Origin of the sequence: Inmirania thermothiophila (assembly GCF_003751635.1) — a bacterium.
Classification (GTDB): domain Bacteria; phylum Pseudomonadota; class Gammaproteobacteria; order DSM-100275; family DSM-100275; genus Inmirania; species Inmirania thermothiophila.
On the sequence record NZ_RJVI01000002.1, the window covers coordinates 316,308 to 328,484 of the forward strand.

12 protein-coding genes are annotated in these 12,177 nt (G+C 75.9%); 7 read left to right on the plus strand and 5 right to left on the minus strand.

Annotated elements, in window-relative coordinates; genetic code table 11:
• Positions 1-5 precede the first annotated feature (5 nt).
• The gene (queF, locus tag EDC57_RS07210) at positions 6-398 is read right to left on the minus strand and encodes a preQ(1) synthase (protein ID WP_123401213.1); all 393 of its coding nucleotides are present in this window, start codon (positions 396-398) and stop codon (positions 6-8) included.
• Positions 399-544: 146 nt separating this feature from the next.
• Here queF and smc point away from each other — a divergent pair, with 146 nt between their 5' ends.
• From smc to ligA, 3 genes are read left to right on the plus strand one after another with little or no spacing between them, the layout of a single operon-like run.
• Positions 545-4,054 carry a chromosome segregation protein SMC gene (gene smc, locus EDC57_RS07215; protein ID WP_123401214.1) on the plus strand — a complete coding sequence of 1,170 codons (3,510 nt, stop codon included), beginning with the start codon at positions 545-547 and terminating at the stop codon, positions 4,052-4,054.
• Between the two features lie 4 nt (positions 4,055-4,058).
• Positions 4,059-4,694, plus strand: coding sequence for a cell division protein ZipA C-terminal FtsZ-binding domain-containing protein (locus EDC57_RS07220; protein ID WP_123401215.1), 636 nt, complete (start codon positions 4,059-4,061; stop codon positions 4,692-4,694).
• The gene (ligA, locus tag EDC57_RS07225; RefSeq protein ID WP_123401216.1) at positions 4,694-6,718 is read left to right on the plus strand and encodes an NAD-dependent DNA ligase LigA; all 2,025 of its coding nucleotides are present in this window, start codon (positions 4,694-4,696) and stop codon (positions 6,716-6,718) included. The genes EDC57_RS07220 and ligA overlap by 1 nt, the downstream gene beginning before the upstream one ends.
• A gap of 12 nt (positions 6,719-6,730) precedes the next feature.
• On the opposite strand, the gene EDC57_RS07230 is transcribed toward ligA, so the two are convergent.
• Genes EDC57_RS07230 through EDC57_RS07245 form a run of 4 tightly spaced genes read right to left on the minus strand, consistent with a single transcriptional unit; the run spans position 6,731 to position 8,659 of the window.
• Entirely contained in the window at positions 6,731-7,540 is an 810-nt protein-coding gene (locus EDC57_RS07230; protein ID WP_123401217.1) for a peptidylprolyl isomerase, read from the minus strand.
• Positions 7,537-7,809 carry a BolA family protein gene (locus tag EDC57_RS07235; RefSeq protein WP_123401218.1) on the minus strand — a complete coding sequence of 91 codons (273 nt, stop codon included), beginning with the start codon at positions 7,807-7,809 and terminating at the stop codon, positions 7,537-7,539. Before EDC57_RS07235 ends, EDC57_RS07230 begins: the two co-directional genes overlap by 4 nt.
• Complete coding sequence (locus EDC57_RS07240) at positions 7,806-8,108, minus strand: YciI family protein (RefSeq protein ID WP_123401219.1); 303 nt, start codon at positions 8,106-8,108, stop codon at positions 7,806-7,808. The genes EDC57_RS07235 and EDC57_RS07240 overlap by 4 nt, the downstream gene beginning before the upstream one ends.
• Positions 8,108-8,659 (minus strand): septation protein A, encoded by a 552-nt coding sequence (locus tag EDC57_RS07245; RefSeq protein ID WP_123401220.1) that lies wholly within the window; start codon positions 8,657-8,659, stop codon positions 8,108-8,110. Before EDC57_RS07245 ends, EDC57_RS07240 begins: the two co-directional genes overlap by 1 nt.
• A 97-nt stretch (positions 8,660-8,756) precedes the next feature.
• On the opposite strand from EDC57_RS07245, the gene EDC57_RS07250 reads away from it, so the two are divergent.
• The 4 genes from EDC57_RS07250 to EDC57_RS07265 are packed head-to-tail and all read left to right on the plus strand — an operon-like array spanning position 8,757 to position 12,177.
• Positions 8,757-9,605 carry a PHP domain-containing protein gene (locus tag EDC57_RS07250; protein ID WP_123401221.1) on the plus strand — a complete coding sequence of 283 codons (849 nt, stop codon included), beginning with the start codon at positions 8,757-8,759 and terminating at the stop codon, positions 9,603-9,605.
• Complete coding sequence (locus tag EDC57_RS07255; RefSeq protein ID WP_123401838.1) at positions 9,602-10,225, plus strand: L-threonylcarbamoyladenylate synthase; 624 nt, start codon at positions 9,602-9,604, stop codon at positions 10,223-10,225. The genes EDC57_RS07250 and EDC57_RS07255 overlap by 4 nt, the downstream gene beginning before the upstream one ends.
• A gap of 21 nt (positions 10,226-10,246) precedes the next feature.
• Positions 10,247-10,900: a site-2 protease family protein gene (locus EDC57_RS07260; RefSeq protein WP_123401222.1), complete on the plus strand. Its 654-nt coding sequence runs from the start codon at positions 10,247-10,249 to the stop codon at positions 10,898-10,900.
• Positions 10,901-10,959: 59 nt separating this feature from the next.
• Positions 10,960-12,177 (plus strand): tryptophan--tRNA ligase, encoded by a 1,218-nt coding sequence (locus EDC57_RS07265; RefSeq protein ID WP_211331922.1) that lies wholly within the window; start codon positions 10,960-10,962, stop codon positions 12,175-12,177.

A 12,177-nucleotide genomic window follows, 5' to 3' on the forward strand; every position in this document is an offset into this window, starting at 1 on the left:
GCGGCTCAGCCGGGCAGCGTCACGGGCTCGGGGGGGCGCCAGCCCTCGGCGCGGTGCTCGGCCACCACCGTGGTCCAGATGCCGCCGCGGACGTTGAACTCGGCGGTCAGGCGCATGAAGCGCGGCTGCACCGCGGCCACGAGGTCGTCGAGGATGCGGTTGGTGACCGCCTCGTGGAAGTGGCCCTCGTCGCGGTAGGACCAGATGTAGAGCTTGAGGGACTTGAGCTCGACGCAGAGGCGGTCGGGGACGTACTCGATGAGCAGGGTGGCGAAGTCCGGCTGGCCCGTCTTGGGGCACAGGCAGGTGAACTCGGGCGCCCGGATCCGGATGGTATAATCGCGGCCCGGCTCGGGGTTGGGGAAGGTCTCCAGGTTCTTGCTCGGTCGCGTGCTCACGGGCCTCCTCCTCGCCGCCGCGGCGCGGCGCTTCACACCCCAACGGGAGGCGCGGCACCATACCACAGGCGCCCCGGGGCGGGAACGGCCGCTGCGGGGCAGGGATCGCGGACGCTGACTCCCCAGCGGGGGACAGGGGAACGCCCGTGCGGCTCAAGCGCATCCGGCTCGCCGGCTTCAAGTCCTTCGTCGACCCCACCACCATCCAGCTGCCCGGCCGGCTGATCGGCATCGTCGGCCCCAACGGCTGCGGCAAGTCCAACGTCATCGACGCCGTGCGCTGGGTCATGGGCGAGAGCTCGGCCAAGACCCTGCGCGGCGACTCCATGGCCGACGTCATCTTCAACGGCTCCACCTCCCGCAAGCCGGTAGGGCAGGCCTCGGTGGAGCTGGTCTTCGACAACGCCGACGGCGGCCTCGGCGGGCAGTACGCGCGCTTCGCCGAGATCTCCATCCGCCGCACCGTCACCCGCGACGGCCAGTCCGCCTACTACCTCAACGGCACCCGCTGCCGGCGGCGCGACATCATGGACGTCTTCCTCGGCACCGGGCTCGGGCCGCGCAGCTACTCCATCATCGAGCAGGGCATGATCTCGCGCCTGATCGAGGCCCGCCCGGAGGAGCTGCGCGCCTACCTCGAGGAGGCCGCGGGGATCTCCCGCTACAAGGAGCGGCGGCGCGAGACCGAGACGCGCATCCGCCAGACCCGCGAGAACCTCGAGCGGCTCCAGGACCTGCGCGAGGAGATCGGGCGCCGGCTCGAGCAGCTGCAGCGCCAGGCCCGGGCGGCCGAACGCTACCGCGCGCTGCGGGCGGAGGCGCGGCGGCTGGAGGCGCGGCTGTGGCTGGTGCGGCGGCGCCGCCTGCAGGAGGCACTGGGCGCGCTGGAGGCCCGCATCGGCGCCGCCGAGACCGCGGTGGAGGCGGCGGCGGCCGACCTGCGCGGGATCGAGGCCCGCCTCGACCGCGCCCGCGAGGCCCGCGAGGGCGCGGCGGAGCGCTTCGGCGCCGAGCAGGGCCGCTACTACGCCCACGGGGCCGAGGTGGCCCGCCTCGAGCAGGGGCTCGCCCACCAGCGCGAACTCGCGGCGCGGCTTGCACGCGAGCTGGAGGAGGCGCGGTCCGCGCTCGCCGAGGCGCGCGGCCACATGGAGGCCGACCGCGCCCGCCTCGAGGCCCTGGGGGGCGAGATCGAGGCCGCGGTGCCTGCGGTGGAGGCCGCGCGGGCGCGGGCGGAGCAGGCCGCCGAGCGGCTGCGGGAGGCGGAGGCGCGGCTCGCCGCCTGGCGGCGGCGGCGGGAGGAGCAGCAGCAGGCCCTCCACGAGGCGCGGCGCGCCGCCGAGGTGGAGCGCACCCGGATCCAGCACCTGGACCGCGACCTGGAGCGGCTGGCCCGCCGCCAGGCCGCGGCCGAGGAGGAGCGCGCCGCCCTCGACGGCGGCCCGCTGCAGGCGGAGATCGCGCGGCTGACGGAGGAGGGGGCGAGGCTGCGGGAGGTGCTGGCGACGGCCGAGGCCCGCCTCGAGGAGAGCGGGCGCGGGCTTGCCGCGGCGCGGCGGCGCGGGGACGAGGCCGCCGAGGCGCTGCACCGGGCCCGCAGCGAGCTGCAGCGGCTGCGCGGCCGGCTGGCCTCGCTGGAGGCGCTGCAGCAGGCGGCGCTGGGTCGCGGGGACGGCGCCGTGCGGGGCTGGGTGGAGCGGGCGGGGCTCGCCGAGGCGCCGCGCCTGGCCGAGGCCCTGGAGGTGGATCCGGGCTGGGAGCAGGCGGTGGAGACGGTCCTCGGCCCCGCGCTGGAGGCGGTCTGCGTCGAGGCGGTGGAGCGCTTCGCCGAGGCCGCGGCGGCCCTCGAGGGGGGGCACCTGACCCTCGTGGAGCCGGCGGAGGCCGCAGCGGGTGGGGCGCGCGCGGGCCTCGAGCCCCTCGCCGCGCGCGTGCGCGGCGGGCATGCCGCGGAGCTCCTCGCGGGGATCCTCGCCGCCCCGGATCTTGCGACCGCGCTCGCCGCCCGGGCCGCGCTGGCGCCCGGCGAGTCGGTGGTCACCGCGGACGGGATCTGGCTCGGGCGCGGCTGGCTGCGGGTGGCGCGGGCGCGCGACGAGCGCAGCGGCGTGCTCGCCCGCGAGCGCGAGATCCGGAGCCTGCGCGCGGAGGTCTCGCAGGCCGAGGCGCGGGTGGCGGCGCTCGAGGGCGAGGTGGCCGAGGCCGCCGCTGCGGTGCGGACCCTGGAGGAGGCGCGCGAGGAGGCGGCGCGGGCGCGGCACGAGGCCCAGCGCGCGCTGGCGCGGGTGGAGGCGGAGCTCGGCGGGCGGCGGGCGCGGCTCGAGCACGTGGAGGGGCGCCGGGCGCGGCTGGAGGCGGAGCTCGCCGAGCTTGCGGCCCAGCGCGAGCGCGACGAGGTCGCGGTGCGCGAGGCCCGCGGGCGCCTGGAGGCGGCGCTGGGCCATCTCGCGACCCTGGAGGCGCAGCAGCGGGAGATCGAGGCGCAGCGGCGCGGGCTCGAGGAGGCCGTGGCAGAGGCGCGGGAGCGGGCGCGGGGCGAGCGCGAGCAGGCCCACGGCCTGGAGGTGCGGCTCGAGGCGCAGCGAGCCGAGGAGGCCTCGACCCGGCGCAACCTCGAGCGCGCCGAGGCGCGGGCGGGGCAGCTCGGGCAGCGCCAGGAGGCGCTGGAGGCGGCGCTGCGCGAGGCCGAGGCGCCCATCGAGGACCTGGCGCGGCGGCTGGAGGCGGCGCTCGCGGCGCGGGTCGAGGTGGAGCAGGCGCTGGGGCAGGCCCGGCAGGCCCTCGAGGCGGTGGAGGCGGAGATCCGCGAGCTGGAGTCGGCACGCGGCGAGGCGGAGCGGCGCCTGCAGGCGCGGCGCGACGCCGTCGCCGCGCTGCGGGCCGAGCGCGAGGGGCTGGCGGCGCGCCTGCAGGGGGTGGACGAGCAGCTCGCGCGGCTCGACGGCGTGGACCTGGAGGCGGAGGCCGCGGCGCTCGCGCCGCAGGAGGACGAGGCCGCCTGCGCCGAGGCCCTGACGGCGGTGGAGGAGCGCATCCGCCGCCTCGGCCCGGTCAACCTCGCCGCCATCGAGGAGCACGCCCAGCAGGAGGAGCGCAAGCGCTACCTCGACGCCCAGCACGAGGACCTCACCACCTCGCTGCAGACCCTGGAGGCGGCCATCCGCCGCATCGACCGCGAGACGCGGGAGCGCTTCCGCGACACCTTCGACCGCGTCAACGCCAGCCTCCAGGCCCTCTTCCCGCGGCTGTTCGGCGGCGGCCACGCCTACCTGCAGATGACCGGCGAGGACCTCCTGGACACGGGAGTGACGGTGATGGCGCGCCCGCCCGGCAAGCGCATCAGCAACATCCATCTCCTCTCCGGCGGGGAGAAGGCGCTCACCGCGGTGGCGCTGGTGTTCGCCATCTTCGAGCTCAACCCCTCGCCCTTCTGCATGCTCGACGAGGTGGACGCGCCCCTGGACGAGGCCAACGTCGGGCGCTACTGCGAGCTGGTGCGGGAGATGAGCGAGCGGGTCCAGTTCATCATCATCACCCACAACAAGACCACCATGGAGATCGCCGAGCAGCTCATCGGCGTGACCATGAACGAGCCCGGGGTGTCGCGGCTGGTGGCCGTGGACGTGGAGGACGCGGTCCAGATGGCGGCGGGGTGAGGCCATGGACGAGCTGCGCCTGGCCCTGCTGGTGGCGGGGATCGCCGTGATCGGCGGGGTCTATCTGCGCGAGTGGCTGGCGCGGCGCCGGGCGGCGGCGGCGCGCCCGCGCAGCGAGCCGGTGCTGGCGGTCGAGGCGCCGCCCGCGGAGGGCGGGGAGGCGCCGGCGGATGCCGGGCCGGCCGGCGGGGACGGCCCCGGTGCGGGCGCGGCGCAGGCCGAGGCGGGGCCGCGTCCGGCGGGCTGGGCCGACCTCGTGGTGGTGCACGTGCGCGCGCGCGAGGGCGCCTTCGAGGGGCCGGAGCTTGCCCGCGCCTTCGACGAGCTGGGCCTCGCCTGGGGCGCGATGGAGATCTTCCACCACCGCGACGCCGAGGGGCGGCTGCTCTACAGCGTCGCCAACGCCCGCGAGCCCGGCACCTTCCCCGAGGCGCTCACGGAGGGCTTCCGCACCCCGGCGCTGACGCTGTTCCTGACCCTGCCCGGGCACCCGGACGCGGCGGCAGGCGTGGAGGCCCTGCTCGCGGCGGCGGACCGGCTCGCGGCGCGGCTCGGGGGGGAGCTTCGCGACCGCGACCGCCGGCCGCTGGACGAGGCGGGGCGGGCGCTGCTGCGGGCGCGGGCCGCGGAGGCGGGCTGATGGCGGTGCCGGAGGCGGTGCGCGCGCGGGCCGAGGCCCTGCGGCGCGAGATCGAGTATCACAACTACCGCTACTACGTCCTCGACGATCCGGTGATCCCGGACGCCGAGTACGACCGCCTGTTGCGGGAGCTGCAGCAGATCGAGGCCATGCACCCGGAGCTGGTGACCCCCGACTCGCCCACGCAGCGGGTGGGGGCGCCGCCGCGCGCGGACTTCGGCGAGGTCCCCCACGCCGTCCCCATGCTGTCGCTGGACAACGCCTTCGACGAGGGCGAGGTGGCAGAGTTCGACCGCCGCGTGCGCGAGCGCCTGGGGGTGGCGCGGGTGGCCTACGCCTGCGAGCCCAAGTTCGACGGCGCCTCGGTGAGCCTGCGCTACGAGGACGGAGTCCTGGTGCGGGCGGCGACCCGCGGCGACGGCCGGCGGGGCGAGGACGTCACCCCCAACGCCCGCACCATCCGCACCGTGCCGCTGCGCCTGCTGGGTGCGGGCTGGCCGCGGGTGCTGGAGGTGCGGGGCGAGGTGGTGATCCCGCGCGAGGCCTTCGCCCGCCTCAACGAGGCGAGGCGCGCCGCGGGCGAGCCGCCCTTCGCCAACCCGCGCAACGCCGCCGCTGGGAGCCTGCGCCAGCTCGACCCCGGGGTCACCGCCGCCCGCCCCCTGGTCTTCGTCCCCTGGGGCTTCGGCGAGCTGTCGGAGCCGCTGGCGCCGACGCACTCGGCGTCGCTGCGGCGGCTTGCAGCGTGGGGCTTCCGCCTCAGCGGGCAGCTCGAGACCGCGGAGGGGGTCGAGGGCTGCCTCGCCTACTACCGGCGCATCCTGGCGCAGCGCGCGGCCTTCCCCTTCGAGATGGACGGCGTGGTCTACAAGGTGGACGACCTCGCCGCCTGCGAGGCCCTCGGCGCCACCGCGCGCGCCCCGCGCTGGGCGGTGGCGCACAAGTTCCCGGCGGAGGAGGCCGCCACCGTGGTGGAGGCGATCGAGCCCTCGGTGGGGCGCACCGGGGTCATCACGCCGGTGGCGGTCCTGCGCCCGGTGCAGGTGGGCGGGGTCACGGTCAGCCGTGCCAGCCTCCACAACCAGGACGAGGTGGAGCGCAAGGACGTGCGCGTCGGCGACACCGTGATCGTGCGCCGCGCCGGTGAGGTGATCCCGGAGGTGGTGGCGGTGGTCCGCGACCGCCGCCCGCCCGGGACGCGGCCCTGGCGGATGCCCGAGCGCTGCCCGGTGTGCGGCTCGCGCGTCGAGCGCCTGCCGGGCGAGGCCGCCCACCGCTGCATGGGCGGACTCTACTGCCCGGCCCAGCGCAAGGGGGCGATCCTGCACTTCGCCTCGCGCCGGGCCATGGACATCGACGGCCTCGGCGAGAAGCTGGTGGAGCAGCTGGTGGGCCGCGGGCTGGTGCGCAGCCCGGCCGACCTCTACCGGCTGCGCCGGGAGGACCTGGTGGGTCTCGAGCGCATGGGGGAGAAGTCGGCGCAGAACCTGCTGCGGGCCATCGAGGCGAGCAAGGAGACGACCCTCGCCCGTTTCCTCTACGCCCTCGGCATCCCGCAGGTGGGCGAGGCCACGGCGGCGGCGCTGGCGCGCCACTTCGGCGACCTCGACGCGGTCATGGCGGCCGACGTGGAGGCGCTGCAGCAGGTCCCGGACGTGGGGCCGGTGGTGGCGACGGCGATCCACGACTTCTTCCGCGAGGCGCACAACCGCGAGGTCATCGAGGCCCTGCGGCGGGCCGGGGTCCGCTGGCCGCGGGAGGCGCCGGCCGCGCGCCGCGAGGCCCCCCTCGCCGGCCGGACCTTCGTCCTCACCGGGACCCTGACCTCCATGACCCGGGAGGAGGCGAAGGCGCGGCTCGAGGCCCTCGGGGCGAGGGTCAGCGGCAGCGTCTCGCGCCGCACCGACGCCTTGGTGGTCGGCGCCGAGCCCGGCTCGAAGCTCGCGCGCGCCCGCGAGCTCGGGATCGAGATCCTCGACGAGGCGGCCTTCCTCGACCTGCTGGCGCGGCTCGAGGGCGGCTGAGGCGGGCGGCGCTCAGCGCCCGGCGCCGCGCTCCTCGATCCGCGCCTTGCTGCGCAGCTCCGCGACGTGGGCCTTGAGGCGCTCGGTCTGAAGCTCGGCGGCGAGCCGGCTGCGCACGGCCTCGAAGGGGGGCGGGGGGGCCGTGCGGCGTCCCTCGAGCCGGACGATGTGGAGGCCGAAGCGGGTGCGCACGGGTTCGGTGGTGCGGCCCCCCGGCGCCAGCCGCTCCACCGCGGCACGCAGCGCCGGCTCGAGGGCGGCGGGCGAGAGCCAGCCGAGGTCGCCGCCCTGCTCGCCGCTGGGATCCAGGGAGAGGGCGCGCGCCACCGCGGCGAAGTCCTCCCCCGCGTCGAGCCGGCGCAGGGCCTCGCGGGCCCGCGCCTCGTCGGCGACGAGGATGTGGCGCAGGCGGTACTCGGTCTCGCCGCGCCCGGCGAAGCGCTCCTCGTAGGCGCGGCGCAGCGCCTCCTCGCTCACGGGCGAGGCGGCGATCACCCGCGCGAGCATGGCGCGGGCGAGGGTGTCGGCCTCGCGCACGAAGAGCCGCGCCGCGGTCCCGGGGGCGCGGTCGAGCCCCTGGGCGCGCGCCTCCGCGGCGAGGAGCACGAGGTTGACGAGGTCGTCGAGGGCCTGGCGGCGCTGCGCCGGAGGGAGCTGGGCGTAGCCCGCGCGGCCCTGGGTGCGCTCGCGCACGTAGGCGTCGAGCATGGGGACGGTGATCTCGGTGCCGTCGACGCGGGCGACCGCCTCGGCGTCCTCGGCCGCGGGGGCGGCGGCGGGCGCGGCGAGGGCGGCGGCGAGGAGGAGGGCGGCCGGCCTCATGCGCCGGTCTCCCCGGGGGCGAGGGCGCGGATGGAGAGGGCGTGGATGTCGGTCTGCATCAGCGTCCCGAGGGCGTCGTAGACCATGCGGTGGCGCTCCAGCAGGCCGCGCCCGGCGAAGGCCGGCGCGATCACGGTGACGGCGAAGTGGCCGCGCCCGTCGCGGGCGCCGGCGTGGCCCGCGTGGCGATGGCTCTCGTCCACCACCTCCACGTGCTCGGCGCCCAGGGCCTCGCGCAGGCGGGCCTCGATCCGCTCGGCCCGGCTCATCGCGGCAGCACCTTGAGGAAGGGCCGCACGGTCACACGGGCGTAGACCCCTGCGGCCTGGTAGGGATCCTCGGCCGCCCACCGCTCGGCCGCCTCCTGGGATTCGAACTCGGCGACGATGAGGCTGCCCGAGAAGCCCGCAGGACCCGGGTCCGGGGCGTCGATGGCGGGGAAGGGCCCGGCCAGCACCAGCCGGCCCTCGGCCTGCAGCGCCTCGAGGCGGGCGAGATGCGCGGGCCGCGCGCTGCGGCGCCGCGCGAGGCTTTCCGGGTGGTCCTCGGCGATGATGGCGTAGAGCATCAGCGGCTGCCCTCCTCGTGCTGCTCGGGGGCGATGTGGCGGGCGAGATAGAGGCCCTGGACGAGGACGAAGACCAGGGTCAGCCCCAGCATCCCGAAGAGCTTGAAGTCGACCCAGACGTCGGTGGAGAAGCGGTAGGCGACGAAGAGGTTGATCACCCCCATGGCGGCGAAGAAGGCGATCCACATCCAGCTCAGGCGCCGCCACACCGGTGGCGGAAGCTCGATGTTGGCGGCCAGCAGCCGCTGGATCAGCGGGCGGCGGCCGACGAAGTGGCTGGCGAGGAACCCGGCGGCGAAGAGCCAGTTGACCAGCGTCGGCTTCCACTTGATGAAGCGCTCGTCGTGCAGGAGCAGGGTGGCGCCGCCGAAGAGGACCAGCACCGCGAGGGTGACCAGCGGCATGGGCTCGACGCGGCCATGGCGCAGCCACGCCCACGCCACCTGGAGGGCGCCGGCGACGATGGCGGCGGCGGTGGCGACGTAGATGTCCCAGAGCTGGTAGGCGGCGAAGAAGAGGAGGACGGGCAGGAAGTCGACGAGCAGCTTCATTCGGGGCGTCTTCGAGGCCGGGATGAGGCCCATTCTGGCACAGCCCGCCGCGGTTGTCCCGGGCGCGCGCGGAAAGGATCCCGGTTAGAATGCACCGATGCCTGCCGTGCGCGTCGATCTCCACACCCACACCACCGCCTCCGACGGCACCCTGCCGCCGGCGGCCGTGGTGACGCTTGCCCGCAGCAGCGGGGTCGGGCTGCTGGCGGTGACCGACCACGACACCGTGGCCGGCCTCGCCGAGGCGCGCGCGGCGGCGCAGGCGGGTCCCGTCCTGGTGACGGGGGTGGAGCTCTCGGCCACCTGGGCGGGGCGGACGGTGCACGTGGTGGGGCTCGGCATCGACCCCGCCGAGGCGACCCTGCAGGGGGCGCTGGCGGCCCTTCGCGAGGCGCGCGAGGCCCGCGCCGAGCGGATGGCGGGGCGCCTTGCCCGGCTCGGCGAGACCGGCACCCTGGAGGAGGCGAGGGGGCTTGCGGCGGGGGCGGTGCTGACGCGCACCCACTTCGCCCGGGTCCTGATCCGCCGCGGCCGTGCCCGCGACGTCGGGCAGGCGCTGCGGCGCTTCCTCGGGCGCGGGCGGCCGGGCTACGTCGCCTGGCGCTGGCCGGATCTGGCCGAGACCGTGGCCGTGATCCGCGCCGCGGGCGGGCGCGCGGTGCTGGCCCATCCGCTGCGCTACCGGCTCTCGCGCCCGCTCCTGGAGGCGCTCCTGCGGGAGTTCGCGGCCGCCGGCGGCGAGGCGGCGGAGATCGTGCCGGGACCGCGCAAGGGGGCGGATCTCGCCGACCTTGCCGCCATCGTGCGCCGCCTCGGGCTCGCGGGCTCGGTGGGCAGCGACTTCCACGAGCCGGGCATGACCCCCCTCCTCGGCGGCACGCCGCCCCTGCCCGAGGGCATCCCGCCGGTGTGGGCGGCCTGGCGGGCGATGTCAGGGGCGGCATGAGCCAGTACTTCGAGGTCCATCCGCGCAACCCGCAGCCGCGGCTCATCCGCCAGGCGGCGGAGATCCTGCGCCGCGGGGGCGTCATCGCCTATCCAACCGACGCCACCTACGCCCTCGGCTGCCGGGTCGCGGACAAGGCGGCGGTGGAGCGGATCCGCGCCATCCGCCGCCTCGACAGCCATCACGAGCTGACCCTGGTGTGCCGTGATCTCGGCCACCTCGCCACCTACGCCAAGGTGGACAACACCGCCTTCCGGATCCTGCGCGCGCTGACCCCCGGCCCCTACACGTTCATCCTCAGGGGCACGCGCGAGGTGCCGCGCCGCCTCCTCGATCCGCGCCGGCGCACCGTCGGGCTGCGGGTGCCGGACCACCCCGTGGTGCAGGCGCTCGTGGAGGCCCTCGGCGAGCCCCTCATGAGCACCACGGCGCAGCTTCCAGGCGAGGACCGCCCCCTCACCGAGCCGTGCGAGATCCGCGAGCGCCTCGGCCACGCCCTCGACCTCGTCCTCGACGCCGGCGCCGGCGGCATCGAGCCCACCACGGTGGTGGACATGACCGGGCCGGTGCCGGAGGTGGTCCGCGTGGGCGCGGGCGACCCCGCGCCGCTGCTGGCGTGACGGGACGGGTATAATCGCGCGATGGAAGAACTCACCCTGGCGCAGCGCGTGGCGGTCTGGGCGCTGCCGATCCTCTTCGCCATCACCGTCCACGAGGTCGCCCACGGCTGGGTGGCGCGGCGGCTCGGCGACCCCACCGCCATGATGATGGGGCGGCTGACCCTGAACCCGCTGCGCCACATCGACCCCGTGGGGACGGTGCTGGTGCCGCTGCTGCTGCTGTTCCTCGGCGGCTTCGTCTTCGGCTGGGCGCGGCCCGTGCCGGTGACCTGGGAGAACCTGCGCCACCCGAAGCGGGACATGGCCCTGGTGGCGGCCGCGGGGCCGGCGGCCAACTTCCTCATGGCCCTCGGCTGGGCGCTGGTGATGCGCCTCGCCATCGCCCTCGGCGACGACCTCGCCTGGGCGGCGGTGCCGCTCATCTACATGGGCGGGGCGGGCATCGCCATCAACGTCCTGCTGATGGTGCTCAACCTGCTGCCGCTGCCGCCCCTCGACGGCGGCCGCATCGCCACCGGGGTGCTGCCGGGGCCGTGGGCCTGGCGGCTCGCGCGCGTCGAGCCCTACGGCTTCTTCATCCTCCTGGGGCTCATCGCCACCGGGCTGCTGGGACGCATCCTGGGACCGCCGGTGCACGCCCTGCAGGGGGCGATCTTCGCGCTCGCCGGGGTCTGAGCGGGCCTCTGCTATGATGCCCCCGCCCCGCCCGGGGGTGCCGACGGGAGGGAGGAGCCTTGAACGCCATCGACGCCCAGGAACGTCGGGTGCTGTCGGGGATGCGCCCGACCGGCCGGCTGCATCTCGGCCACTATCACGGCGTGCTCAAGAACTGGGTGCGGCTGCAGGAGGAGTACGACTGCTACTTCTTCGTCGCCGACTGGCACGCCCTCACCACCCACTACGAGGAGCCGCAGGTGGTGGCGGAGAACGTCTGGGACATGGTCGTGGACTGGCTCGCCGCCGGGGTCAATCCGGGCATGGCGCGGCTGTTCATCCAGTCGCGGGTGCCCGAGCACGCCGAGCTCCACCTGCTGCTGTCCATGATCACGCCGCTGGGCTGGCTCGAGCGCGTGCCGAGCTACAAGGACCAGCAGGAGAACCTGCGTGAGAAGGACCTCGCAACTTACGGATTTCTCGGGTATCCGCTCCTGCAGGCGGCGGACATCCTGATCTACAAGGCGGGTCTCGTGCCGGTGGGCGAGGACCAGGTGGCGCACGTGGAGCTGACGCGCGAGGTGGCCCGCCGCTTCAATCACATCTACGGCCGCGAGCCCGGCTTCGCCGAGAAGGCCGAGGCCGCCGTCGAGCGCATGGGCAAGAAGCAGGCGCGCCTCTACCGCGAGCTGCGCCGCCGCTACCAGGAGCAGGGCGACGAGGAGGCGCTGGGGGTGGCGCGGGCGCTGGTGCAGGAGCAGCAGAACCTGACCCTGGCCGACCGCGAGCGGCTGCTGGGCTACCTGGAAGGCGGCGGCAAGCGCATCCTGCCCGAGCCGCGGGCCCTGCTCACGGAGGCGCCGCGCATGCCCGGCCTCGACGGGCGGAAGATGTCCAAGAGCTACGGCAACACCATCGCCCTGCGCGAGGACCCGGCCGAGGTGGAGCGCAAGCTGCGGACCATGCCTACGGATCCGGCCCGGGTGCGCCGCACCGACCCCGGGGACCCCGACAAGTGCCCGGTCTGGCAGTTCCACCTCGTCTACTCCGACGACGAGACCCGCGCCTGGGTGCGCGACGGCTGTGCCAGCGCCGGGATCGGCTGCATCGACTGCAAGCGGCGGGTGACCGAGGCGCTGCTCGCCGAGCTGGAGCCGATCCGGGCGCGGGCGCGGGAGTACGAGGCGGACCCGGACCTCGTGCGCAGCATCGTCGCCGAGGGCTGCGAGGCGGCGCGGGAGGTGGCGCGGGAGACGCTGGACGAGGTGCGGCGCGCGATGGGGCTCGGCTACCGCTGA

What these genes read in the sequence shown, in the direction of transcription:
- EDC57_RS07220 (WP_123401215.1), top strand. Translation starts at nt 4,059, where the DNA reads ATGGACGAGCTGCGCCTGGCCCTGCTGGTGGCGGGGATCGCCGTGATC.
- ligA (WP_123401216.1), top strand. Translation starts at nt 4,694, where the DNA reads ATGGCGGTGCCGGAGGCGGTGCGCGCGCGGGCCGAGGCCCTGCGGCGC.
- EDC57_RS07230 (WP_123401217.1), bottom strand. Translation starts at nt 7,540, where the DNA reads ATGAGGCCGGCCGCCCTCCTCCTCGCCGCCGCCCTCGCCGCGCCCGCC.
- EDC57_RS07235 (WP_123401218.1), bottom strand. Translation starts at nt 7,809, where the DNA reads ATGAGCCGGGCCGAGCGGATCGAGGCCCGCCTGCGCGAGGCCCTGGGC.
- EDC57_RS07240 (WP_123401219.1), bottom strand. Translation starts at nt 8,108, where the DNA reads ATGCTCTACGCCATCATCGCCGAGGACCACCCGGAAAGCCTCGCGCGG.
- EDC57_RS07245 (WP_123401220.1), bottom strand. Translation starts at nt 8,659, where the DNA reads ATGAAGCTGCTCGTCGACTTCCTGCCCGTCCTCCTCTTCTTCGCCGCC.
- EDC57_RS07250 (WP_123401221.1), top strand. Translation starts at nt 8,757, where the DNA reads ATGCCTGCCGTGCGCGTCGATCTCCACACCCACACCACCGCCTCCGAC.
- EDC57_RS07255 (WP_123401838.1), top strand. Translation starts at nt 9,602, where the DNA reads ATGAGCCAGTACTTCGAGGTCCATCCGCGCAACCCGCAGCCGCGGCTC.
- EDC57_RS07260 (WP_123401222.1), top strand. Translation starts at nt 10,247, where the DNA reads ATGGAAGAACTCACCCTGGCGCAGCGCGTGGCGGTCTGGGCGCTGCCG.